The 25,116-nt window shown below is 58.7% G+C and carries 22 protein-coding genes and 1 pseudogene; 14 read left to right on the top strand and 9 right to left on the bottom strand.

Going from position 1 to position 25,116, the window contains the following annotated elements:
- Positions 1–128 precede the first annotated feature (128 nt).
- The 3 genes and pseudogenes from TW80_RS17245 (at position 129) to TW80_RS17750 (ending at position 3,434) form a co-directional block, all read left to right on the top strand.
- Entirely contained in the window at positions 129–1,775 is a 1,647-nt protein-coding gene (locus TW80_RS17245) for a BCCT family transporter (protein ID WP_045998715.1), read from the top strand.
- Between the two features lie 197 nt (positions 1,776–1,972).
- Positions 1,973–2,584: pseudogene (locus tag TW80_RS17240) on the top strand (potassium channel family protein); the annotation flags it as partial.
- Positions 2,585–2,786: 202 nt separating this feature from the next.
- A complete protein-coding gene (locus TW80_RS17750; protein ID WP_239450586.1) occupies positions 2,787–3,434 on the top strand; it encodes a potassium transporter TrkG in 648 nt (215 codons plus the stop codon).
- A gap of 201 nt (positions 3,435–3,635) precedes the next feature.
- On the opposite strand, the gene TW80_RS17230 is transcribed toward TW80_RS17750, so the two are convergent.
- Positions 3,636–4,997 (bottom strand): sensor histidine kinase, encoded by a 1,362-nt coding sequence (locus TW80_RS17230; protein ID WP_045998714.1) that lies wholly within the window; start codon positions 4,995–4,997, stop codon positions 3,636–3,638.
- Positions 4,994–5,665 carry a response regulator transcription factor gene (locus tag TW80_RS17225; protein ID WP_045998713.1) on the bottom strand — a complete coding sequence of 224 codons (672 nt, stop codon included), beginning with the start codon at positions 5,663–5,665 and terminating at the stop codon, positions 4,994–4,996. The genes TW80_RS17230 and TW80_RS17225 overlap by 4 nt, the downstream gene beginning before the upstream one ends.
- A 148-nt stretch (positions 5,666–5,813) precedes the next feature.
- Between TW80_RS17225 and TW80_RS17220 the strand changes: the two genes are divergently transcribed.
- From TW80_RS17220 to TW80_RS17200, 6 genes are all read left to right on the top strand, one after another.
- Entirely contained in the window at positions 5,814–6,890 is a 1,077-nt protein-coding gene (locus TW80_RS17220; protein ID WP_045998712.1) for a tricarboxylate transporter, read from the top strand.
- Between the two features lie 76 nt (positions 6,891–6,966).
- A complete protein-coding gene (locus TW80_RS17215) occupies positions 6,967–8,997 on the top strand; it encodes a tripartite tricarboxylate transporter permease (protein WP_045998711.1) in 2,031 nt (676 codons plus the stop codon).
- Between the two features lie 18 nt (positions 8,998–9,015).
- On the top strand, positions 9,016–10,104 hold the full coding sequence (locus TW80_RS17210) for a 4-oxalomesaconate tautomerase (RefSeq protein ID WP_045998710.1): 1,089 nt from the start codon (positions 9,016–9,018) through the stop codon (positions 10,102–10,104).
- Position 10,105: 1 nt separating this feature from the next.
- Positions 10,106–10,921, top strand: coding sequence for a universal stress protein (locus TW80_RS17205; protein WP_045998709.1), 816 nt, complete (start codon positions 10,106–10,108; stop codon positions 10,919–10,921).
- Between the two features lie 10 nt (positions 10,922–10,931).
- Positions 10,932–11,093: a hypothetical protein gene (locus tag TW80_RS18335; protein WP_204218529.1), complete on the top strand. Its 162-nt coding sequence runs from the start codon at positions 10,932–10,934 to the stop codon at positions 11,091–11,093.
- 11 nt (positions 11,094–11,104) lie between these two features.
- The gene (locus TW80_RS17200; protein WP_045998708.1) at positions 11,105–12,079 is read left to right on the top strand and encodes a D-2-hydroxyacid dehydrogenase family protein; all 975 of its coding nucleotides are present in this window, start codon (positions 11,105–11,107) and stop codon (positions 12,077–12,079) included.
- Here TW80_RS17200 and TW80_RS17195 read toward each other — a convergent pair.
- Positions 12,054–13,106, bottom strand: coding sequence for an AbrB family transcriptional regulator (locus tag TW80_RS17195; RefSeq protein ID WP_045998707.1), 1,053 nt, complete (start codon positions 13,104–13,106; stop codon positions 12,054–12,056). The two genes, TW80_RS17200 and TW80_RS17195, sit on opposite strands and share 26 nt — an antisense overlap.
- 82 nt (positions 13,107–13,188) lie before the next feature.
- Between TW80_RS17195 and TW80_RS17190 the strand changes: the two genes are divergently transcribed.
- The 3 genes from TW80_RS17190 to tcuB are packed head-to-tail and all read left to right on the top strand — an operon-like array spanning position 13,189 to position 16,302.
- The gene (locus TW80_RS17190) at positions 13,189–13,866 is read left to right on the top strand and encodes a GntR family transcriptional regulator (protein WP_045998706.1); all 678 of its coding nucleotides are present in this window, start codon (positions 13,189–13,191) and stop codon (positions 13,864–13,866) included.
- Positions 13,863–15,251, top strand: coding sequence for an FAD-dependent tricarballylate dehydrogenase TcuA (gene tcuA, locus TW80_RS17185; protein WP_045998705.1), 1,389 nt, complete (start codon positions 13,863–13,865; stop codon positions 15,249–15,251). Before TW80_RS17190 ends, tcuA begins: the two co-directional genes overlap by 4 nt.
- A complete protein-coding gene (gene tcuB / locus TW80_RS17180) occupies positions 15,241–16,302 on the top strand; it encodes a tricarballylate utilization 4Fe-4S protein TcuB (RefSeq protein ID WP_446720144.1) in 1,062 nt (353 codons plus the stop codon). The genes tcuA and tcuB overlap by 11 nt, the downstream gene beginning before the upstream one ends.
- A 235-nt stretch (positions 16,303–16,537) precedes the next feature.
- Here the strand turns inward: tcuB and TW80_RS17745 are convergent, their stop codons facing one another.
- From TW80_RS17745 to TW80_RS17150, 6 genes are all read right to left on the bottom strand, one after another.
- On the bottom strand, positions 16,538–16,888 hold the full coding sequence (locus TW80_RS17745) for a hypothetical protein (RefSeq protein WP_052701054.1): 351 nt from the start codon (positions 16,886–16,888) through the stop codon (positions 16,538–16,540).
- A 703-nt stretch (positions 16,889–17,591) separates the two neighbouring features.
- Positions 17,592–18,164, bottom strand: coding sequence for a cob(I)yrinic acid a,c-diamide adenosyltransferase (locus TW80_RS17170; RefSeq protein WP_045998703.1), 573 nt, complete (start codon positions 18,162–18,164; stop codon positions 17,592–17,594).
- A 3-nt stretch (positions 18,165–18,167) separates the two neighbouring features.
- A complete protein-coding gene (locus tag TW80_RS17165) occupies positions 18,168–18,374 on the bottom strand; it encodes a twin transmembrane helix small protein (protein WP_045998702.1) in 207 nt (68 codons plus the stop codon).
- Between the two features lie 61 nt (positions 18,375–18,435).
- On the bottom strand, positions 18,436–19,263 hold the full coding sequence (locus tag TW80_RS17160; RefSeq protein WP_045998701.1) for an SDR family NAD(P)-dependent oxidoreductase: 828 nt from the start codon (positions 19,261–19,263) through the stop codon (positions 18,436–18,438).
- Positions 19,264–19,307: 44 nt separating this feature from the next.
- Positions 19,308–19,820 carry an SH3 domain-containing protein gene (locus tag TW80_RS17155; RefSeq protein WP_045998700.1) on the bottom strand — a complete coding sequence of 171 codons (513 nt, stop codon included), beginning with the start codon at positions 19,818–19,820 and terminating at the stop codon, positions 19,308–19,310.
- A gap of 90 nt (positions 19,821–19,910) precedes the next feature.
- Positions 19,911–20,420 (bottom strand): SH3 domain-containing protein, encoded by a 510-nt coding sequence (locus tag TW80_RS17150; protein ID WP_157033333.1) that lies wholly within the window; start codon positions 20,418–20,420, stop codon positions 19,911–19,913.
- A gap of 131 nt (positions 20,421–20,551) precedes the next feature.
- On the opposite strand from TW80_RS17150, the gene TW80_RS17145 reads away from it, so the two are divergent.
- Complete coding sequence (locus tag TW80_RS17145) at positions 20,552–22,858, top strand: DNA topoisomerase IV subunit A (protein WP_045998698.1); 2,307 nt, start codon at positions 20,552–20,554, stop codon at positions 22,856–22,858.
- A gap of 97 nt (positions 22,859–22,955) precedes the next feature.
- Entirely contained in the window at positions 22,956–24,836 is a 1,881-nt protein-coding gene (locus TW80_RS17140) for a PhoX family protein (RefSeq protein WP_045998697.1), read from the top strand.
- The last annotated feature ends 280 nt before the right edge of the window (positions 24,837–25,116 follow it).

The following is a 25,116-nucleotide window of genomic DNA, read 5'->3' as shown; positions in this document are numbered from 1 at the left end:
TCGTCGTACCGCACCGCGTCGATTTCTTGGCGCGCTGCATTGTCCATCAGGTTCGGGACTGTCACGTCAAACAGATGTTTGGCGAACGGAGGAGGCTGTCCGCGCCTAAGTGCCAAAACGGAGGAAACATGGCAGATAAACCCCCATTGATGAATCTTGAGATTCCGATCGCAGACACCGGCTTCTATTCCGGTTTCGCCAAAAGCGTGGCGATCCCGTCCAAAATCCTTGTTGCCGCGTTGATTGTCTGGGCCATCAGCGTGCCCGAGAACGCGGCCGCCGTGCTGAACGCGATGAACGGGGCGATGCTCAAGAGTTTTGCGAGTTGGTATATCTACGTCGTAGCGTTGTTCTTGATTCTCTGCATCGCGCTGGCCCTGATCCCCATGACTGGACGCCTTAAATTGGGCCTGCCTGACGACCGCCCTGACTTTTCGCGCTTTTCGTGGTTTTCGATGATGTTCGGTGCCGGCATCGGCATCGGTATGCTGACCTTTGCCACCGCCGAACCAATGTATCACTTCGCCAACAACCCCAACGTCATCATGGACGAAACAACTGGATCCGCAGCGGATAACGTGAATGCGGCGTATGTATGGTCGTTCCTGCATTGGGGATTTTCGGCTTGGGCCTGCTATGCGCTCGTCGGGCTTTCACTGGCGTATTTTTCCTATCGCCGGAACCTCCCGCTGACCGTGCGTTCCGGGCTGACCCCGCTGTTTGGCAAGCGCCTGTCGGGGACTGTTGGGCATGTTGTGGATATTGTCGCGGTTGTGGCGACTATCCTTGGCGTGGCGCAAACCCTTGGTTTTGGCGTTGAACAATTCGTGGCCGGGCTCAACCGGGTGGGTTTTGGGGACTGGATCGTCATGGCCGACGGGAAACCCACGGCTGCGGGCATCGTGGTTGCTCTGATCGTGATCCTCGGGGCTTCGACCCTGTCGGCGCTTTCGGGTGTGGGCAAGGGCATCAAGTGGCTATCGAACCTGAACATGGGGCTTAGCTTTTTTCTGCTGGCCTTCTTCATCCTGTTCGGGTCCACCTTCTTTGGCCTTGGTGCGCTGTTTTCGGGCTTGATTGCCTACCTGACCGAACTGCCCAGCCTTCTGTTTACCGTCTGGCACGCCGACGGCACGGAAACCGGCGATGCGCTCGCCTCATGGCAGGGTGGCTGGTCGGTGTTCTACTGGGCGTGGTGGATCGCTTTCGCGCCTTTCGTGGGCGTATTCCTTGCCCGTATATCGCGTGGGCGCAGCATCCGGGAATACGTGATGGGTGCCATCGTGGTTCCGTCGCTGATGTGCTTCATCTGGTTCACCATTGTCGGGGGTACCGCCATCGACATGACGCTGAACGGCAGCGCAGGCGATGCCATTTCAGGTGCCGGCCAAGAGAGCCAGCTCTTCGTCATGCTCGACCTGATCCTGAGTGGTGGACTGGCCTGGATCATGGCGGCCATCGTGGTGGTCCTCCTGCTGACCTATCTGGTCACAACGGCGGACTCCGCGATCCTGATCGTTAACACCATCAACGCCGCCGGAGAGGAAAGCCCGAAAGGCCGGGTTCACATCATCTTTTGGGGCGTGGCCCTCAGCCTTGTCGTGGGTGGGTTGCTTCTGGTTGGGGGGCTCAACGCGATCAAGACAGCCATGGTGATTGGTGCGCTGCCATTCAGCTTTGTGATGTTCCTGATGTGCGTGGCATTGGTCAAGGCTGTCATCAAAGACGGGATTCGTGAACGAAACGGTGTGCAAAGCGTGCACCTCGAAGCCTAATTGCAGACGGCCGCAGAGCGAGGCCTTGAAACTCGCTCTGCGGCGCCCTTCACACTCCTAACTGTTCTGTATGAGCGCTTGTTGACATCGTTCAGCATCGCGGCAATGTTCTGCGAAACTGGCCAGACAGGATGGGCACAAGCTTGGCAAAAATCAAAAAACGCACTTTCGGTGTCGTTGGTTAGGGCAACCTCGGAAGTTCTGTTGCAAAGGAATTGCAGCGGTTTGGCAACCACGTCATCGGCATCGACATTTCCGAGGCCCGCGTTGCCAACCTTGCAGAAACCCTGTCGCAAGCCATGATCGTTGACGCGCGTGATGATGCTGCGCTGCGCGATGCTGGATTTGGTGACTGTGATACCGCCGTGGTTGCGATGGGGTCGGATTTGGAGGCCAGCATCCTGTCGGCGATGAACCTCAAACTGGTTGGCGTACAGACCGTCTGGGCCAAGGCCACGACCAAGACCCATCACAGCATTCTGAAAAAGCTCGGTGTGGACAGAATCGTCCACCCGGAGGTCGAGATCGGTCAGCATATCGCGCAGATCCTGCACAACCCGCTTTTGCGGGACTACGTCAGCCTTGGAAATGGCTACAATGTCGTTAACTTTCGCATCCCCAAAAGCCTTGAAGGGCGCGCCTTGACGCAGCTACCCCATGGCACGGCCAACAATCTGCGCTGCATCGGAGTTATGCGGGGGACCGAGTTTATTGGTCAGGACGGTGCCGACTGCACGCTGCAATGCGATGATCTGCAGTTGCTGCTCGGCCAGCGCAACGACCTGCACAGCTTCGCGGCAAGCCTCTGACCATGCGCCCGGCGTTTCGCAATCGCCTCGGGGGGAGCGGGTCTCTCAAGATCCCGGCCCCTGCGATTTTATCCTTGTTTTACAAGGGGTTCATCGTTCTGGGGGGATCCTGCTATGGTTGCCGATTTCGCATAACGGCGGGATTGGGCTGGGCGAGGCGCTGTTTACCTCGACCTCTGCCGTGACCGTTACGGGGCTGGTGATGGCCGATACCGGCGCCGCCTTCACCAGCTTTGGCCAAGCGGACATCGCGGTGCTTATCCAGCTGGGCGGGCTCGGGTTGACGACCTTCGGCGTGTTGCTGCTTGGGGCACTGGGCATCCCCGTAGGCCTGCCACAGCGGCTGATCCTGCGTGAAGATTTGAACCAGACCTCTCTGTCAAACCTCACCTATATCGCCCGCATGATCCTTGTAATTGCGCTGGCCTGTGAGGCGGTGGGCGCAGTTTTGCTGGCCATTGTCTTTGTGCCGCAATTTGGATGGAGTGGCCTTTGGCAGGCGGTCTTTCATTCGATCTCCGCCTTCAACAGTGCCGGGTTTGCCCTGCATCCCGACAGTCTTTCGCAATGGGTTGCCAATACATCGGGAGAACGTTTCCTGACTTCTCCTTTTTCGAGATTGGCCCTCATTTGCTCGTTTCCCAAAGCTCTTTTATCATTGATCGGGGTGTGGGGTGTCCCCAGCCAACTTCTCATCCATAGCGTGGTGGAGCGGCGCAACGCTCCAATTGAGGTCATTACAAACGGCCCAGAGCCGACATTGGAGCCAGGCGTGGCGGATGACCGGTTAGCAGCCAATTGCCGCCGATCAGCGCGGGACCCACAAATCTGCCGACTCCAGTGGCCCTGACATCAGGTAGGTGTCTGTAGATGTGCCGTCACTTTGCTTGGCAATTGTGGCCGCAAAGGAAAGCGTGCCAGTAAGGGCAAGCGCGCTCTCCAAAAAGAGTTCAGGATTGACGCAACGAGGTAGGGGACGGAGCGGGACTATTCGGTCAAGCGGCTGGCGGAGTAGCTAGGGAGCAATTTTGGATCGAGTGATGCGCGTGTCTCAAGCATTTGTGGCGCGCGGAAACCGAAGGCAAAATGTCGTTCCTACATCGGCGGGCATAATGTCGACGCGTCCTGCGTGCCTGACCATCACCTTCTCCACGATGGCCAAACCCAGTCCGGCCCCTTCGCCGTTCTCCAATTGCGAGAAGCGGCGAAATGCGTTGCCGACTTTGTCCTGCGGAATGCCGACGCCATCATCCTCCACCGTGATCATGACACTTTCATCATCGGCAGACGTCCACACGCTGATGGCGGTCATCCCCCCTCCGCCGTGCTTCAGGGCGTTTTCGAGGAGATTGATCAAGGCTTCTCCAACAAGAACCGGGTTTCCAAATACCGGGAGAGGCTCGTCGGTCGGTGCGAGGGTAAATTCCAAGTCACGAGCAAGGGCCTTGGTGGCGAAGGTGCGGCAGACATCCTCGACAACCGTGTTCAGGTCGAAAGGCTCCGTGGCTGTACTGTTGTCATAGCGAAGCCGCTCCAAGGATAGCAGCTGCTCGGCCAAGCGTGCGGATTTGCGCGCCACGTCGACCAATTGCTTTTCACACGTCGCACGCTCTGCCGGATCCTGGACACTGGGAAGCGTTTCAGCCAGGGCCAGGATCGCCGCAGCCGGATTGCGTAATTGGTGCGCGGCATCCGAGATAAAGGCCTGATGGGCTTCGAAGCTGTCTTGAACCTGCCCCAAAAGGCGGTTCAGGGTAGAGACGATGCCAGAGACCTCCTGCGGCACCGGGCGACGGATCGGACCGAGTTCCTCGGGAGAACGCTGTCGGATCGCCGCTTGCAGATCGTTCAGCGGGCGCAGGCCGATCTGCACACCGAACCAGATGATCAGAGCCAGCGCCGACATCAATCCCGCTATAAGCGCGGCGGCACGAAAGGCCAATTCTCGGGCAAAGGCGCGACGGTCGCTGACTCTCTGCCAGACCGTTACGACCGCATCGCCCGTCAATGTACCGATGGTGCGGCTTTCGATCATACGCAAGACGCGCATTTCTTTGCCGCGATAGTTCGCGAAATAGTAGAACGGCATATTCTGCGCGATGGGCACTTCGGGACGTGGCGGATAGGCGTAGCCCGTTACGTAAACCCCGCCCGGCCCGGTGACGTGATAAAACAGCTCACCGCCCCCGGCATTCGAAATGACCTGCCGGGTGCTGGGAGACAGCGCGTCGCCTTCGGAGATTGCCACATCGCGCGAAATCGCCAGGGCGGCGGAGAGGAGTGAGCGATCGAACAGCTCCTCAGACGTCCGTTGCGCCACCTCGAACCGCCACGCCCCCAGAAGGATCGAGACCAGGAACAACGGTGGCAGGATCACGAGGAACAGACGCAACCGGAGAGATCTGGCTCTCATTGAGCGTCGACCTCAAGCATATACCCCAGCCCGCGCGCGGTCTTGATCCTGAGCCCGAAAGGGTTCAGCCGTTTACGCAGTCGCGAAACATGAGGCTCGATGGCGCTTTCTTCGGTGTCTGAGCCGGTGCCGTAGACATGGGTGATAAGCTGGGCCTTGGACACAATTCGGCCCCGCCGTTCCAACAGGCATTCCAGCGTCGAGATTTCCTTGCGCGGGATGTCGAGCGGGCAGTCACCCTGCATCAGTTGTCGAGAGGTCCGGTCGAAGACCAGCGGCCCAAGTGTGTCGCGTGCCGTGAACTCGAGGTTCTTGCGCCGGGCCATGGCGCGCAGCCGTGCCTCAAGCTCGTCCATGTCGAAGGGTTTCGTCAGGTAATCGTCCGCACCCGCATCGAGCCCCGCGACCCGCTCCGCCGTCTCGGATCGAGCGGTCAGAAGGATCGCCGGCGTGCCGTCGCCCCGTCGCCGCAGGGCGCGCAACACGTCGATCCCATCCATGCCCGGCAGGTTAAGGTCCAGCACCACAAGATCCGCACCCTCCTGTGACAAGAATTCGTTCGCCTCGCGCCCATTGTGCAACAGGTCAACCGCGTGGCCTCGATCCCGCAGACGAACCGCGATTCCCTGGGCCAATGCTTCGTTGTCTTCGATCACCGCAATGCGCATGCTTCAATCTTTGTCATGATGCGCAAGTTTCGCGCAAGGTTGAGACGGCATGATGCCGGTATTGGAGGAGGGAATCATTCCCTTTAAGTGAAAGTACATGGAACCCCGGGGCTTTGTCCCGGTGCGACAGGTTTACGGGAGGAAAATAATGACTATCAAGCAACTTGCAACCTCGGTGGCGGCAGCCGCACTTCTGGCATCCCCGGCGCTGGCCGAGGTCGACTTTGCTGGCAAAACGGTCGAATGGGTGATCCCGTTCTCGGAAACCGGCGGATCGGCCAGATGGGCCAATTTCTTTGCCCCCCTGTTGTCCCAAGAATTGCCCGGCAACCCGACCGTCGTGGTGAAATTCATGCCGGGCGCCGGCTCTACCAAAGGCGCGAACTGGTTTCAGGAACAGGAATACGAAGATGGCACGCTGTTGTTCGGCACCTCTGGCTCGACCCAATTTCCGTACCTGTTGGGCGATCCGCGCGTCCGTTACGAATACGCAGACTGGACCCCGGTCATGGCCTCGGGCACTGGCGGCGTCGCGTATCTGAATCCCACAGACGGCGCGCAGTTCGATGGTTCGGCCAATGCGTTGAAGGACATTGATTTCATCTACGGCTCGCAAGGTGCGACGCGTCTCGACCTCGTGCCGCTCTTGGCGTGGGAAATGCTTGGCATGAATGTCGAGCCGGTCTTTGGCATCAAGGGCCGCGGTGATGGCCGTCTGATGTTCGAGCGTGGCGAGGCCACCATCGACTATCAGACCTCTTCTGCCTACCTCAGCGCCTCGGCCGAGCTGGTCGAGCAGGGCAAAGCTGTGCCGATGATGACATGGGGCGCTTTGGACACCGACGGCAACATCGTGCGGGATCCGACCTTCCCTGAGATTGCGACCTTCAAGGAAGTCTGCGAAGCGACCGAGGGGTGCGAGACTTCGGGCGAGGCGTGGGACGCATGGAAAGCCTTCTTCGTGGCCGGTTTCCCAGTACAGAAAATCGCCTTCCTGCCCGCGGGTACCCCGGATGACGTGGCACAGACCTTTTCTGATGCGTTTGACGCGGTGCGCAATCGCGACGATTTCACCACCATCGCCGCCAACCAGGTTGGCAAGTATGAGGTCTTCGTTGGCGAAGGCGCGCTCAACGCCACCAATACTGGCACAACCGTATCGCCGGATGCAAAAGCCTACGTGCAGAACTGGTTGCAAGAATCCTACGGTGTGTCGCTGAACTAAGCGACCCCGTGCGGCCCCCGCCGGATCGGCGCGGGGCTGCCCCATACCCCAAAACTTCAAATCGAAAGCCGGTGCAATGGATCTATTTGCCACCGCCCTGCCTGCGCTTGGTCAGGCATGGGCTCTCATTCTGCAACCTGATGTCTTGGGACACCTCGTACTCGGCGTGGTGATGGGCCTTGCCGTCGGCGTCTTTCCCGGCCTCGGCGGCATTGCCGGACTTTCGTTGCTCTTACCTTTCATGTTCGGAATGGATCCGATTTTGGGGCTCGCGCTGATGGTCGGCATGGTCGCCGTGGTGCCGACCTCGGACACGTTTGCCTCCGTCCTTATGGGTATTCCCGGATCGTCCGCGTCACAGGCCACCGTGCTCGACGGCTTCCCCTTAGCCAAGAAAGGCCAAGCGGCGCGCGCGCTCTCGGCGGCGTTCACCTCGTCCCTCTTTGGCGGTTTGGTGGGGGCGGCCTTCCTGACGTTGTTCATCGTTGTGGCGCGACCTCTTGTGTTGGCCTTCGGTCTGCCGGAAATGCTGATGATCTCGGTCCTCGGCCTGTCCATGGTCGCCGTCCTTGCTGGGCGCGTCGCGCTCAAAGGTCTTGCGGCGGCGGGCCTCGGTATGTTGATCGGCACCATCGGTGAGGCCGATGCGGGCGGCTCGCTGCGCATGGCGTCCTATGACATCCCTTACCTGACAGACGGTCTGAAGCTTGTGATCGTCGGTCTCGGCATCTTTGCGGTGCCAGAGATTGTTTCGCTGCTGCGCCAAGACCGCTCCATCGCCAAGGACGCCAAGCTGGGTGCAGGCTGGGGCGAAGGCGTGAAAGACTGGGTCGCCAATAAATGGCTCTCGGTCCGCTGTTCGCTGATCGGCGTCGTTGTCGGCGTGATCCCCGGTCTCGGTGGCTCAGTCGTCGACTGGATCGCCTACGGCCACGCTGTCCAAACCACCAAGGACAAATCGCAATTCGGCAAAGGTGAAATCCGCGGAGTGATCGGGCCGGAAAGCTCCAACAACGCCAAAGAAGGCGGCGGCCTCGTGCCGACCCTGCTGTTCGGCATTCCCGGCTCTGGTTCTATGGCGATCTTCATCGGGGCCATCGCGCTTCTGGGGTCGGGCGACATTGAAGTCGGCCCGTCGATGCTGCGCGACAACCTCGACATCACCTATTCCATCGTCTGGTTGTTGGCGCTGGCTAACGTCGTGGGTACCGTGTTGTGCATCGCCGCCTCAGGTGGAATTGCCAAGCTGACAACGATCCGCTTCACCTTTCTCGCGCCCTTCCTGTTCATGCTGATCTCCTTCGCGGCGTTTCAGTCTGGGCAGAATTTCGAGGACATTCTTGCGCTCTTCGTCATCGGCCTGATCGGCATCTTCCTGCGCCGTTTCGACTGGTCGCGCCCGGCCTTTCTGATCGGCTTCGTGCTGTCCAACCCGGTTGAGAAGTTTTCGAACCAAGCGTTCCAGATCGCATCCTTCCGCTTCCGCAGCTCGTTCTCGGATGGCATGGATTACATCTTCTCGCCAATCGTGATCGTGCTCTTGATCATCACCGTGGTCTCTGTCGTGCTCGGCCTGCGCCAAGCGAAATCTATCATGGCCGAGGGTGACGTTCAGTCCGGCTCCAAGCGTTCACCGATTGTCTTCCTTTTGGTCCTGATGGCCTACGTGGTCACCGCGCTGATCAATGCGAACATGATCCCGGACTACAACATGACGGACAAAATCGTGCCGCTCATCGTTGGCGGCGTCACCGTGACGGCCCTGTTGATCTTGTTGGCGCAGATGATCCTGCGGCCCGAGACCGACACCATCTTTGCAGACAAGGAAATGGCAGGCGAGGACGCCGACGCGCCCTATGGCCTCTGGTCGACGCTGGCGTGGTTTGCGGGCCTGATCGCGGCGACCTATGTGCTTGGCTTCATTCTGGCGCTGACCGGTTTCTTCGTGTCCTTCCTGCGGGTTCGTGCGCAGGCGCCGTGGCCCAAGACGTTGATCCTGACCGCTGCAGGTATCGCACTGATGTGCGTCATGGCCGGTGCGCTGAACCGCGATTTCCCGCCGGGCCTTCTGCAGGGCGTTGTCGATCTGCCCTGGCCTTTGAAATAATCCAACGGAGTGAAGGACATGACACAGACAGGCATTCCCTTCGTCTTTATGCGTGGCGGCACCTCGCGTGGACCGTATTTCAACAGCAAGGACCTGCCGCAGGATCGCGAGACCCTGGCCGAAGTTCTGCTTTCCGTCATTGGCTCTGGCCATGCGATCAACATCGACGGCATCGGCGGCGGCGTAGCGGTGTCCACCAAGGTCGCAATGCTGTCGCCCTCAGATGATGACTGGGCAGACGTGGATTACTTTTTCGCGCAGGTCTCTGTCGAGGATCGGCTGGTGGATTTTAAACCCACCTGCGGTAATATCCTCTCCGGTGTCGGCCCTGCGGCGGTCGAGATGGGGCTGGTCACGCCCTGTGACAATGAGACCGAGGTCAAGATCCGCGCTGTCAACACAGGCGCGCGGGTGTTGGCTCGGGTTCAGACGCCGCAGGGGGCGCTACGCTACGACGGTGACACCGCGATTGCAGGCGTGCCGGGAACCGCAGCCCCGATCGCGCTGAGCTTTATGGGTGTTGTGGGATCTTCGACAGGGGCGTTCCTGCCCACCGGCAATCTGCGCGACACGTTTGAGGGGATCGAGGTCACTTGTATGGATGTCGCCATGCCGATGGTCATCGCCCGCGCCGCCGATTTCGGGCTGACCGGGTATGAGACCGTTCAGGAGCTGGATGACACCCGCGAATTCTTTGCGCGGATGGAGGCCGTCCGACGACAGGCGGGGGCGGCTATGGGCATGGGGGACGTGTCGCAATCCGTGACGCCGAAATTCGGTCTGCTCGCCCCGGCCCGCGACGGCGGCACCATCGCAACGCGCTATTTCATGCCTTGGACCACGCATCCGTCCATGGCGGTCACCGGCTCGCAATGCCTCGCGACTTGCGCGTTGACACCGGGTACCGTGGCGGACGGGCTGCTTGAGCGCCCGACCACCAGCCCCGCGAATGTCGTGCTAGAACATGCCTCAGGCACCATCGAGGTACTGGTGGATTTCGAAATGAACAATCACTTCACGCTGAATTCCGCCGGACTGATGCGAACAGCGCGCAAACTTGCGGATGGACTGATCTACGTGCCGTCCGCCGTATGGAAAGGGCACTGACATGCCGATGATGAACCTCCTCGTGGCCTTCAACGGGTCTGACGGCTCGGTGGCTGCGCTGCGTTATGCGGCGTCGATGGCAAGCCGGCTAGGCGCGCATGTTACCGCCATGATGGCCCACACCACCCATGAGGTGATCGACAAACGCTCACGTTGGATTTCGAAAGAAGCCCGCGTTTTGCTCGAAGCTGCCAACACCGGCATCCTGAGCGAGATCGAAGAGAGGTTTGAGGCAGAGCGCAATGCGCTGGGGCTTACCAATGTGTTGCAACTGAAAGAGGTCTCGGGCCGCGTCGATAAAGTCCTGTCGGAGGCCGCGCGCCACTACGACATGCTGATCGTCGGTTCCCGTTCGGACGAAGATGACGAACACGTCACGCTACACCCCGACCGCATCGCACTCCTGTCGGGCCGTCCCGTCATCGTGGTGCCTGCCGGATACGATGCCGGAGCCACGCACAGCCATGCGGCCCTGGCCTGGGACGGCGGGCGCGCAGCCGCGCGGGCGCTCTCGGACAGTCTGCGCCTGCTCGAAGATGATGGCCGCGTCAGCGTGCTCACCGTCGGGCCGCGTAACGCCTGGCCCATTAACGATCTGATGCTGCATCTGTCCCGTCACGGGGTCGAGGCGATCCATGAAGATTGGCCGGAAACGCATCCCGTGGCGGACACCCTGCTTGCGTGGTGCAAGAAACATGACCCCTCGCTATTGGCGATCGGTGCCTACGAGCACTCGAAGTTTCGAGAGGATTTCTTGGGTGGTGTGACCACCAACATCCTGTCGCGCAGCACCATCCCTGTTCTACTCTCTCACTGAGGCCTCAACCATGAGTGATTACGAAAAACTTGCCCATACCCGTCGCGATCTCGAAGAGATGCGCAACGACCTATCGCAACGTATCGCTGAAGATTCTCCGGGCAAGGCGGACCTGATCCTCTTGCACGAACGGGTCTGTCGCGCGATCAAGGCGCTTTCGGGCAACTTTTGAAAGGCCAAGGCATGAAGGTCCATATACTCGACGACTGGTTCGATACCCTACGGGAACTGCCATGTTTTGGGCTGCTCGAGGGACATGATGTCACCGTATGGACCGATCATGAACCTGATCCTGCGGCGCTGGCCGCGCGGCTTGCCGATGCGGATTGCGTCGTGCTGTTCCGGGAGCGCACTCGCGTCACCCGCGATCTTCTTGAGCGGCTACCGAACCTGCGGCTGATCTCGCAGCGCGGGGCCTGGCCGCATGTGGATGTGGACGCCTGCACGGACGCGGGCGTTTTGCTCTGTTCGAACAAGGGAGCGAATGGGGCGAATTACGCCGCGGCCGAGCTGACCTTTGCGCTGATCCTCGCCGCCATGCGCCAGCTGCCGCAGCAGATGGCCAGCGTCAAGGCCGGCGCGTGGCAGATGGGTGTCGGCCGCACTTTGCGCGGTCGCACGCTCGGCCTTTATGGCTATGGGCGCATCGGGCGCGTGGTGGCCGATTATGCCCGCGCCTTTGGGATGAATGTTGTCTGGTGGTCCTCGGAGGCGGGGCGCGACCGGGCAGAGGACAATGGCGAGGTCGTTGCGACGAGCCGCGCGGCCTTTTTTGCCGACAGTGACGTGGTCTCCTTGCATTTGCGGCTGACGCCGGAGACACGCGGGATCGTCACCGCAGAGGATTTGGCCTACATGGGGCCGAAATCCGTTTTGGTGAACACCTCACGCGCGGGTCTGATCGCTCCCGGTGCCCTTTTGGAGGGGCTGAATGCGGGCTGCCCCGGCATAGCCGCCATCGACGTTTTCGACACCGAGCCGATGAAAGACCCGGCCGATCCGCTTCTGGCGCATCCGAATCTGATCGCCACGCCCCATATCGGTTTCGTGACCGAAGACGAATTCGACAAACAGTTCTACGACATCTTTGCACAGGTGAACGCCTACGCCGAAGGCGCGCCGATCCACATGGTCAACCCTTCCGTCTACGGGCAATAAGCCCGGCCATTACCGGCGCGCCGACGATCACGATCACGATACGCGTCAGGTGGTGGACGATGACAAAGCCGAGGTCCGCACCGGTGACGATGGCCAACACTGTCATCTCGGCCTGGCCGCCCGGCGCGAAGGCCAGAAAAGCGGGCACTGGATCGCCCAATCCGAGTGCCGTCACCAGCCCAGAAAAACCGGCAGCCAGCACCGCCAGAACCAGCACATATGCGACGCCTGCCGCGACCACGCGGGTCAACTCGCGCCAGGTGACGCCGAGAAATTGGACGCCGATGCCGCAGCCGATAAAGAACTGCGCCGTCAGGATCGCCTCTGCGGGCGGGCGGAAATGCACGACACCTGCGAGAGACAAAACCGCAGTGACAATCATCGGCCCGAGGATCGACGCCCCGAAAAGGCCCAGCCGCTCCCCGCCTTTCCAGCCGATGATAGCGGCGGCGACCATGATCAGCAGTTCGGACCACGGCAGGTCGGCCACGGGCGCACCGATGGGATTGGTCAGGGCGGCACCGTAGAAATGGCTGAGGATAAAGGGGGCGAGTGTCACAATGATCAGTACCCTTGTTGCATGGATCAATGACAGTGCGCGGGGGTTTCCTCCCGCCTCGGTGCCGAAGATCACCATATCCTGAAGCCCGCCGGGCATGGCTGCGTAATAGGCCGTCGGCGCATCAAATCCCCAGAGTTTACGAAAAAACGGTACACCGATGGCCGCGATCATGGCGATGAAGATCGGGATCAGCGCCACCGAAAGCGCCATACGCGGCAGATGCGCCACCATCTCCGGCGTGATCGACGCGCCCACCGCGACCCCCAGGATGGTGCGCGCGGCAACCGACACCTGCCCGAAGCCTTTCAGTGGCAAATGCGCCAAAGCGCCCGCGAGGCAAAAGGCCATGGGTCCGAAGAGGAACGGCAAGGGCAGGCCCAACGACCAAAACACTGCCGTCCCCGCAGCCGCGAGTCCAAAGGTCAATGCACGCCGCGCATGCGAATGGGAAAGATGTTTGCGCAAGCCGACCTCCTACACATCTTGACGCACATTGTGTACGACTGTATCCACCTGGATACAAGATTGAATCAGAGGCTCGATACCCATGGACGATGACAGCGCCCCACAGGGCAATGGTGCTTATCTGCGCCTGCTGAGCGAACTGCGCGAAGGTCGGCTCAACCCCGGCGACCGACTGCGCGAAACCGAACTGGCGGAGCGGCTCGGTGTGTCGCGCACCCCCGTTCGGGAGGCCATCCGCCAGCTCGAGGCCGACGGGATCGTCACCCACGTCCCGCGCCAGGGCGCCACGATCCGCAGGCTCGATTACGCCGAGGTCATGGAACTCTACGAGATGCGCGCCGTCCTCGAAGGCACCGCTGCGCGGCTCGCCGCCCGCGCCGCCTCGGACATCGAAATCGAAGAACTTTTCGAGATGAATCAGCAGATGGCCGCATTGGGGAATGCACCCGAGGCCTTCATTTTGAACCGGCAATTCCACGCGGCCTTGCTGGATGCGGCCAAGAACCGCTTTCTCACCCGATCCATCCACGCGTTGCAAAAGGCGTTGATGATCCTTGGCCCAACAACCCTGACCGAACCAGACCGCGCGACGAAGGCTGTTGAAGAACATTTTGGCATTCTCGACGCGATCAAGGCGCACGATGGCACATTGGCGGAAGCCGCCATGCGGGCACATATCGAGGCCGCCCAGCGGGTTCGTGTACGCGACCTGCGCGCCAGCAGCCACACCCCCCCTAACTACGATGGAGACTTGCTTTGACCTCTCCCGACATCGCCATTATCGGCGGCGGAAACGCGGCGCTTTGCGCGGCCATCACAGCCGTCGAGGCAGGTGCCCGCGTCTTGATCCTCGAGACCGCGCCCAAATCCTATCGCGGTGGCAACTCTCGCCACACCCGCAACTTTCGCTGTATGCACCATGGCCCGCTCGGCCCGCTGGTCGACAGCTACACCGAAGAGGAATACCTTGCCGACCTGATGAAGGTCACCGGCGGCAAGACCGACGAAGGGTTGGCGCGACTGGCAATCCGTACCTCCGAAGAATGCCTGCCGTGGATGGAAGAACACGGCGTCCGCTTTCAGCCGTCGCTCTCGGGGACACTGTCACTGGCGCGAACAAATGCCTTTTTCCTTGGTGGTGGCAAAAGCCTTGTGAACGCCTATTACCGCACGGCTGAAAAACTGGGTGTGCAGGTCGAATACGAGGCCGCCGTAACGCATCTGGAACTGGACGAGGATCGCGTCACCCGCATCGACTACACTCAGAACGGTCAGATGCATACGATCGCGCCGAAATCCGTGGTCGTCGCCTCTGGAGGCTTTCAGGCCGATACGGACTGGCTTGCCCGTGCCTGGGGACCGGCGGCAAAGAATTTCCTGATCCGCGGCACGCCCTATAACCGCGGAGTGGTTCTGGCCGATCTTCTGGATCAGGGGATCGAACAGGTCGGCGACCCGACCCAGTGTCACGCCGTCGCCATCGACGGGCGCGCGCCGAAATTCGACGGTGGTATTGTCACGCGACTGGACTGCGTGCCGTTTTCCATCGTGGTGAACAAGGACGCCCAACGGTTCTACGACGAGGGCGAGGACGTTTGGCCCAAGCGCTACGCCATCTGGGGGCGACTTGTCGCGGCGCAGCCCGATCAGGTGGGATACGTGATCATCGACGCCAAGTCGCTGGAACTGTTCATGCCGTCTGTTTTCCCGCCGATCAAGGCGGACACGCTAGAGGAACTAGCCGACAAGATGGGCTTGCCCGCCGACGCGCTGGTGCAAACCGTGAGCGAGTTCAACGATGCCTGCGGCGACACCTCGGGTTTTCACCCGACCGAACTCGACGGCGTCACGACCACCGGCCTCAACCCGCCGAAAACCAACTGGGCGCGCCCGATCACTGAACCGCCGTTCTACGGCTATTCTTTGCGCACCGGCGTGACGTTTACCTATCTCGGCCTGAAGGTCGACGAGCATGCACAATGCTCCGTCGGCAACCGCCCTGTCACAAACCTCTGGGCGGCGGGCGAAACCATGGCCGGGTCGATCCTTGGCCAAGGCTATCTCGCCGGCTTCGGCATGACCATTGGAACCGTCTTCGGACGCATCGCAGGTAAGGAGGCCGCGGCCCATGCAAATTCAAACTGATTTTCTGGAAGAGGCCCGCCGTCAGGCCGAGATTTGTAACGCCTGCCGCTATTGCGAGGGCTACTGTTCGGTTTTCCCCGCCCTGCACGCCGAGCGCGCCTTCAGCGATGGGGATCTGACGCAACTGGCGAACCTCTGTCACAATTGCCGGGGCTGTTACTACGCTTGCCAATACACCGCCCCGCATGAATTCGATCTCAATCTCCCGCAGGCGCTGGCGAACGTGCGCCAGGACAGCTGGGAGGAACTCGCCTTTCCCCGCGCCGCAGGGAAGGCGTTTCAGAAAAACGGCGTGCTGATTGCCATCGTGACCGTCATCGGGTTTGCCCTGTTGTTCTGGGCCGCTCGTGCCCTAAGTTCCGCCGGAGGCGAAGGATTCTACGCCGTTCTTTCGCACAATGCGATGGTGGCGATCTTCTTGCCGGCTTTCCTGTTCCCACTGTTCAGTATCGCGGTCAGCTTGCGCCGTTACTGGAGGCGTGTCGATGCCGGGCCATTTGAACCCGCCCATTTGGTGAAGGCGTTGAAGCAGGCCGCCAACATGCGGAATCTCAAGGGCGGGCATGGCGACGGCTGCAATTTCGAGGATGAGGACCGCTTTACCCACGCCCGGCGCGCGGTGCATCAGGCGGTGATGTACGGCTTTCTGTTGTGTTTTGCCTCCACCAGCGTCGCGACCGTGATGCACTACGTGTTCAACATGCCCGCGCCCTATGGGCTTTTGTCGCTGCCCAAATTGCTGGGCGTTTCCGGCGGTCTTTTGCTTGTAGTGGGTTGCTTTGAGATGATCCGCCTGAAGCTGCGTTCGGACCGGTCCTTGGGCGCAACCGCCGCCTTTGGCGGAGAGATGGCCTTTGTCGGATTGCTGGGCTTTGTCGGCTTCAGCGGGCTTGCGCTCTACGCGCTGGGTCAAACGACGGTCATGCCGACCCTCCTTGCGATCCATCTCGGCGCCGTTCTCGCGTTCTTCCTGCTCACGCCCTTCAGCAAAATGGCGCATGGGTTCTACAGGTTGGCTGCTCTGACGGCTGAGGCGGGTCGAAAGGGCTGAGGTGACGTCCGGCAATACTTGAGAGCGAAACGCCAGCGTTTTCATGCTTTGCGGGCATTCGTGATCCTTGCAGCGAAATGTCCGCAGTCCGCCCACACCTACCGATAAATGCGTGTTTGATGTAGTTCTCGAAAACAGTGTTCAAATCGAGCTCCCCCAACCAACAAATATCAGTAATTTCAGCTCTGTAGCGCCCCTTGGGGCGATATCCGCGTTTCTGCTGTTTGGCTTGGTGCTACAGCGGTGCTACAAATGTGGCGTCGACGTGCTCTGTGAAGAGCAAAGACTTGAAGGGCGGAGAGCGATCATTCGCCGCGAGTGCGAATTCTGACCGGTTGAGCGTCAAGGCGGACTTACGCGGCTCACCGCCACGATCACCCGTGGCAAAGTCGGACCAGAGTCCTGATTCCAGATTGATCCGAAATGATCCTTTGTGTCGGTCTGCGCGGGTTGGGTTGAGCGCCACCCACTCGCCACCTTGCCGGTGACCATCGGGAAGCCAATGTTCCACAAGGCCTGGAAAGTGCAGCATACAGGCGATGTTGATTGCGGCGTAGTCAATTGGTTTCCAGCTTTGAACACCCATCAGTTTTCCCCTGTGTTGCTTAGACCTGAAATCAATGACCGCACACGTGTCTGGTACGTCGTCGCCATCTTTGGGTGAATGCGGATTGGGTCGGGGGCAGGGATGTACGAAAGCTATGCTTCAAGCGCTTCTCGCCTCTCAGAGAGCGCTTGCATCTTAGCCAGCATCAAATGTCCGTTGAGCCTCATCACCTTGCGGAGTCAGAAAATTGGTTACGGTAGTCCATTAGCAATGCTTCCAATGCACACCCGTAATGGCAAGCGATGGGGCCACAGGGACGCAGACGGGCGCATCGTCGAGTCTGGGCCACCAAGCTTTAAGCGGTTCGCCGGGCATCCAGAAAGTGATGCGCGAAGCGTCAGATGCTATCTAGGGGGGCGGATGCGACGCTTACGTTTGTTTTTGAGAACACTCGGCACACGCACTACAACATGGTCCCGTTTGTTGAGCTCGCGGTTGTCTCAGGTGCCCATGCTGCGCGCGGATGATTACCAAAGCTGATAAAAATTGCCAGATCCAATAACGGAAATCAGAAACTAACTTAGTCCACCGCACGAATCTCAGAACATTTCGATAGTGGAGGATGGGAATTGCTTTGGAACTGTCTTGTGATTACTGATTTAGACGGTGGACGGCGAGTTCCGATATCAAACGAGTCGAGCGAGCCGAGTTAACCGTAGGGTGGGTTTTAACCCACCGCAACTTAACGGTTTGCGCCGGGTACCCAGAGAACGTCTTCTTTGCCGTTTGCGTTGGCGATGCGGCTGGCTTGGAAAAACCAGTCGGACAGGCGGTTGAGGTATTTGACGGCGATGGGATTGACCGCTTCGCAGCCTGACAGTTCCACGGCGAGACGTTCGGCCCGCCGAGCGACCGTTCTACACAGATGGAGATGCGCGGCCAATGCGGTGCCGCCGGGTAACACAAAGCTGCGAAGCGGGTCCACCTTGGCAGTCATGGCGTCGATTTCAATTTCGAGCCGGTCAACTTGGGCATTGGTCATCCGCAACACCGGGTATTCGGACTCTGCGTCTTTCTCCATATCGGGGCGGCACAGGTCGGCGCCCAAGTCGAATAAATCGTTTTGGATCATCGCCAATTGCGCGTCGATTTCCCCGGTTGCGTGCAATCGGGCAAGGCCGACGGTCGCGTTTGTTTCATCGACGGTCCCATAGGAATTCACGCGCAAAGCGTGTTTGGCAACGCGGTCGCCATTTCCCAGTGCGGTTTCACCTGCGTCGCCTGACTTGGTGTAAATTTTGTTCAAAACAACCATGACTTAGCCCCTTGCGCTGCGCAGATATGCAAAAATGATGATCAAGATCACGGCCACAAATTGCGCGGCGATCCGAAGTCGCATGATTTTATTGGCGTATTTGCGGTTGAATTCGCCGCCTTTACCAAACGTGCCGATTCCGAACAGCAGAATTCCCAGCACCACAAGAGCCGCAATTGCAACGAGCCAAAAAAGCGGATCATTCGCCATGTATCTTTTCCTTTAACATCTTTGCTTGCCATCTAGCGGGCAATCGCGACAAAGAAACCCCTTAGCCGCGCAAAATCAATGCGTCCAACCACCGCGTCGGTAGGATACGCCGCAATCCCCCCATAAGATAGGTCGGCGTTGTGACGTAGTAGCGCGGTTTCGGGCGGGCCGAGGTCAGCGCGTGTAGCAGCTTCTTGGTCACAGCAGAGGGTGGCAGTTCAAATTTGTCAGGGCCGCTATCCGTATAAAGCCGCGACATCACTTGTTTATATTCTTCGACGCGCGCCGATTTTTCCCAATCGATCCATTTTTCGAAATGTGGGATTGCTTTGCGGCGGATGTCCGAGGTGATCGGCCCGGGTTCAATCAAAATGACCTTGATGGGTGTGTTGTGCATCTCGATACGCAAGACGTCGGTCATTCCCTCGAGTGCGAATTTCGTCGAAACATATGCGCCGCGCCATTTCATCGGCACCAACCCCAGCACAGACGAACAATTGATGATCCGCCCGTGGCCTTGGTCGCGCATGATGGGAATCACCCGACGGGTGAGTTCGTGATACCCAAAGACATTGGTCTCAAAGATCGCGCGCAGCCCATCCGTGGGTAGATCCTCAAGCGCGCCGGGGCAGGCGAAGGCGCCATTATTGTAAAGCGCGTCTAAGGTGCCACCTGTCTCCTCAAGAACTTCGGTAAGGCCGTTTTGGATGGTGTCGGTCTGGGCGTAGTCGATCAAAGGGCTATCAAATCCCTCATCGCGTAGCCGATCGCAGTCGATCTGCTGTCGGCAGCTTGCAAAAACGCGCCATCCTGCGGCGCGCAGACCATGGGCTGCATCATATCCGATTCCGGATGAACAGCCTGTAATAAGTATTGTTTTCTGTCCCATAGGGCATGTTTGCCCCGTCCGATGCGGGGTGGCAAGAGATCGGTTTAGTCGCTAAGGAGCCACGTTACGATCCACCCGGTTTCGTTGCTCTCTATCAACGTGACCTTGGCCCAATTATCGCGCATTTCAATCAGCTCTGCTTCGGTGCCCTGCGGAACGGTATCAATGACGGCGAATGTCGTGCCTGCACCTGCGCGGATATTTACCCAATCGCCGGTGACGACCCGAATGTTTGAGCGTGGCTGATCGGCCTGAGGCGCGCTGCCCGCGCCAGAAGAAAAACTTGCTTGGATCAACATTCCTGATGCAGAAGCAGTTTGGGTCGTTGGCGTTTCCTTGGCTGGCGTGATGATCGGCGAACTAAAGGGAACGTAGGCATAGGAGTTCACCGGAAAAGACGCAGGGATTTTCCGGTTTGGGGTTCGCGCTGGCGTTTCTGGGCTGCTTTGCGCAGTTGTATCGCAGGTACGGCAATTCGGTTCAAAATCGAAGCCGCCGGACATTTCAAAAAACACCCAAGCGAACAGCAAAGTTGTAGAAAATATGAACTTGTACATCTGACGCTCTTTCGTGGTTTGTTGCTAAAACAACGAAAAAATCGCCTGAAAAGTTCCCAAATTCTGCGAGACGTCTGGGTGAGGCCTCGATTATTCAGACAAAAGCCAGGCCGCCATCCAGCCTGTTTCACCGCTCTCGATCAATTGGATTTGCGCCCAGTCACCGTCGATCAAAAGCACCTCGGCCTCATCGCCACGCACGGCTTTGCTGATGACGCTATGCTGTGTGCCCGCACCTTCGCGAATGTTGACGCGGTCGCCTGTAACCTGCCGGATATCGCGAACAATCGTTGCGTCAGACATCGTTTCAGGTTCGCTGTAGGATGCCAGCAGAATATCTGTGACCTCGGGGGTGTGTGTGATGATTGGCGCGTGAAACGGCACATATGACGCATCGGTCAGCGGCACGTCTTGTTCTTGTGGCGCTGGTTCGAGGGCAGCAGTTGTAATCTCTGGTGCGCGAAGCGGCTCGGCCTGAGCGCGGGCTACGCTGGCCGCTGGTTCAGAACGGTCAATCCCAGGGGTAAAGGATTGACCGCCAGACAATTCGAAAATTGCCCAAACAAGAAACAGACTGGTCCCTACTAACAATTTAGTCACTGGTACGCCCCCCAAGGGTTACATCGAATCGTATCAAAACAGGTGACACTAGATGCGCAGAGATCACGCCAACAAAAACGGGGAATTTTCTATCCTTTACGCCAGATTTTCCGCCCGCTAAACCAATTGTCATGAATGATAAGAGCAGTGACCCCGAACGCGGGCCAATCGACACGACCGAAACTTTGCGCAAGGCCATTGGTGATCGTTACCTGACCTATGCGCTGTCTACGATCATGCACCGTGCCTTGCCCGATGCGCGTGACGGGCTAAAGCCTGTTCACCGGCGTATCCTCTATGCAATGAGCCGTTTGCGACTGTCGCCGACAGGTGGGTTTCTGAAATCCGCAAAGATCAGCGGCGACACGATGGGTGATTTCCACCCGCATGGCGACATGGCGATCTATGATGCGATGGCCCGCCTCGCGCAGGATTTCAACGTGCGTTATCCGCTGGTCGACGGGCAGGGTAACTTTGGTAACATCGACGGCGATAACCCAGCGGCCTCGCGTTACACAGAGGCCCGGATGACCGCCGCCGCAGAAGCGTTGCTGGAAGGTCTATCCGAAGATTCAGTCGATTTTCGTGATAACTATGATGGCCGCCTGACCGAACCTGCTGTTCTGCCTGCGACCTTTCCGAACTTGCTGGCTAACGGATCAAGCGGGATCGCCGTGGGTATGGCGACCAACATTCCGCCGCATAACCTGCATGAATTGATTGACGCCTGCCTGCATCTGATCAAAACGCCGGATGCGCGCGATGATACGCTGTTGAACTACATTCCCGGTCCGGACTTTCCGACCGGTGGTGTGATTGTCGAGCCGCCAGAAAACATCGCCAACGCATATCGCACTGGCCGTGGCGCGTTCCGACTGCGTGCCAAGTGGGAGATCGAAGATCTCGGGCGTGGGACGTGGCAGGTTGTTGTCACTGAAATTCCGTATCAGGTGCAAAAGTCAAAGCTGATCGAAAAGCTGGCTGAGGTCATTCAGACCAAGAAAGTGCCGCTGTTGGCCGATGTGCGTGACGAATCCGCTGACGATATCCGAATCGTGCTGGAACCACGCGCCAAGACGGTCGACGCCGAGGTCATGATGGGCATGTTGTTCCGCAATTCCGATCTGGAAACGCGGTTTAGCCTGAACATGAACGTGCTGATTGATGGCGTGACCCCGAAAGTGTGTTCGCTCAAGGAAGTGCTGCGCGCGTTCTTGGATCACCGTCGCGAAGTCTTGGTGCGCCGCAGCAAGTATCGTCTAGAAAAGATTGATCACCGGCTTGAGGTCTTGGAAGGGTTTATCATCGCGTTCCTGCATTTGGACCGTGTGATTGATATCATCCGTTATGACGACGATCCGAAAAAGGCATTGATGCTGGAGGATTGGGCCAAGGAACATGTGCGCGCCATATCCGAGGCCGATTATCGGTCACCTGTCGGGGACGATCCTGAGATCGCCCTGACAGAGGCGCAAGCCGAAGCAATCCTGAACATGCGCTTGCGCAGCTTGCGGCGTCTTGAGGAAATGGAACTGATCGCCGAACGCGATGCGCTGCGTGCTGAACGTGCCGGGATCGAAGATTTGCTCGCGAGCGACGATTTGCAGTGGAACCGCATTGCAGAACAGTTGCGCGAAACCCGCAAAGTCTTTGGTCGCGAAAGCGCGGGCGGTGCCCGTCGCACCCAATTTGCCGAGGCTGCCGAGGTCGTAGAAGTCCCGCTCGAGGCGATGATCGAGAAAGAGCCGATCACGGTTGTCTGTTCCAAAATGGGATGGATTCGCGCGATGACGGGTCACATCGATCTGAACCGCGAGCTCAAGTTCAAAGACGGTGATGGCCCGCGCTTTATCTTCCATGCGGAAACCACAGACCGTTTGTTGGTGTTTGGCGCGAATGGCCGTTTCTACACTGTTTCGGCTGCCAACCTGCCCGGTGGGCGTGGCATGGGGGAACCGCTGCGCCTGATGATTGATTTGCCCAACGAGGCCGAAATCATTGATATCCTCATCCACAAGCCGGGCGAAAAGCTGTTGCTTGCCTCTGGCGAAGGCAACGGATTTGTTGTGCCAGAAAACGATGTCGTCGCCCAAACGCGGACGGGCAAGCAGGTGCTCAACGTTGCAAGCGGTGTCGCACGTGTCTGTAAGCGCGTTGCAGGCGATCATGTTGCTGTCGTTGGTGAAAATCGCAAGGTGCTTGTCTTTCCGCTGGACGAGCTGCCCGAAATGGGCCGCGGCAAAGGTGTCCGCCTGCAAAAATACAAAGACGGCGGCATGTCAGATGCAACGACCTTTGTGCGCGCTGAGGGGCTGAGCTGGCTGGACCCGGCAGGTCGCACACGTACAGAAACCGAACTCGATGAATGGAGCGGTAAGCGCGCGAGCGCTGGGCGTATGGCACCACGTGGCTTCCCGCGCGATAATAAGTTCACCTAAATTTCGCCGCCCTTTGCAGGGCGGCGCAAACTGTCACGAATCTGCAAAAATTCGCGCCTAGCGTCCCGCCGGTAAACGCCAGCAAGGAGCAAGCGCGATGAGCACGAATGACACTTACGACCTGTCTTGGGACGAATGGGACGAACTTCAACGCCCCGCCGCAGAAACAACCGATTTTGACGCTGTGGTTGACACCGCCCTGTCGCGTCGGGGTTTTCTAAGCGGAGTCGTCGCCTATGGTTCCGGCGCCGCTGTCATGGGATCAGGTCTAATGTCTGGTACATCTGCGCAGGCACAAACCGCTGGGCGGTTTGCCTTTACCCCCATCGCGGCTCAAACTGACTTCACCGTCCACGTCCCTGACGGTTATCGCTGGCATACGCTTGCAAAATGGGGTGAACCGCTGTTCGCGGATGCCGAACCGCTGAGCCAAGAAATGGGCGTGCCTGTCACAAGTTCTGATCGCGTATTTGGTGAGAATACAGATGGCATGGAAGCCTTTGTTGTCGATGGCCGTCAGGTCATTGCGGTGAACCACGAATACGTTAACACCCGTGCAAATCTGCCGCACACGGGCGGTGAGGTGCTTAGCGCGGATGATGTACTGACACTGCAAAACATGCAGGGCGTTACCGTGATGGAAATCACCGAAGGTCCCGACGGCTGGGCTATTGTGCAAGATAGTGACCTGAACCGTCGCATCACGCAAAACACGCCGATGACAATAGCGGGCCCCGCTGCGGGTCACCCACTGCTTCAGACAGAGGCAGACCCTGCTGGCGTGACGGTGTTGGGCACTATGAACAACTGCGGTGCAGGTAAGACGCCTTGGGGGACTTATCTGACCTGCGAAGAAAACTTTAATGGCTATTTTGGTTCGACCGATCCGGAATTCACAGCACCTGATGGTTACGCCCGCTATGGTATCGGGCGCGAGGGGCGCTACGCCTATGAAAAGTTCGATGCGCGCTTTGATACGTCGAAAAACCCAAACGAGCCGCACCGCTTTGGCTATATTGTCGAAATTGATCCGAGCGATCCGACATCGACACCAATCAAACATACAGCGCTTGGCAGGTTCAAACACGAAAATGCAGCTGCCGTCGTTGCCCCTGACGGTCGTGTCGTTGTGTATATGGGCGACGATGAAAGGGGCGAATTTTTGTATAAATTCGTCTCTGCCGGGGTCTATGCGCCGGGTGGTCCGACCTCTGCCTTGCTTGATGAAGGTCAGCTCTACGTTGCGAAATTCAACACCGATCTCACAGGCGAATGGGTCGCGTTGACGCCCGAGGCGACAGGTATGGATGCTGCGGAAATCGCGATTTTTACCCGTCAGGCCGCGTCCAAAGTTGGTGCCACGACGATGGATCGCCCTGAATGGGTTGCGATCAATCCTGTTGCTGTCGAAGCGTATTGCGCCCTGACCAACAACAAGAATCGCGGTGTAAAACCCAATGCCGGTGGTGATGACACGGCGGCGAACGGGCCGAACCCGCGCGATGAAAACAACTATGGTCAGATCGTGCGCTGGTATCCCAGCAATGACGATCATGCCGCAGATACCTTTGCTTGGGACCTCTATGTCATGGCGGGCAACCCCACTGTGCACGAAGACGCATATGCCGGTTCCGCCAATGTAAATGCAGGAAACCTGTTCAACTCTCCTGATGGGATGCAATTCGACAGTACAGGCCTACTGTGGATCCAAACTGACGGCGACGACGACAATGAAGGTGATTTTGTCGGTATGGGCAATAATCAGATGCTGGCAGGTGATCCCGCGACAGGTCAGATCGAACGCTTTCTGACTGGTCCGAACGGATCAGAGGTTACAGGTCTCACTTGGTCCGCTGATAAGCGCACAATGTTTGTTGGTATTCAGCACCCCGCTGCCCCTTTCCCAGATGGTGAGGGCAAATTGCCGCGCTCCGCAATCATCGCGGTGAAGCGCGACGATAATGCGCAAGTGGGGTAAAACCCATATTGGCAGGGTGCTTAGGCACCTTGCTATGACATCACATGTCCTAAAAAATGGCAAAATAGCATGGGGGTAAGCCCCCATAAGCTATCGCGATTGTGTTTTGGGCGGGCGGGGTGATCACGGTTGAAAAAAATCCGCTACGGCAGTCGTTGATTTGTGTCGTATTTCCCTTGATTTCTGTGTCATTTCCCAATACATCGCCCGCGATGTTGGACCGGGCCAAAGTGGCCCCTCAAAATTAAGGGCCCGTTAAATGGCTAAGGAAAAGTTTGAA

Origin of the sequence: Loktanella sp. S4079, assembly GCF_000967725.1 — a bacterium.
Classification (GTDB): Bacteria; Pseudomonadota; Alphaproteobacteria; order Rhodobacterales; family Rhodobacteraceae; genus Yoonia.
The sequence above is the reverse complement of the archived record's forward strand: the minus strand, read 5'-3'. Positions and strand labels throughout refer to the sequence as shown.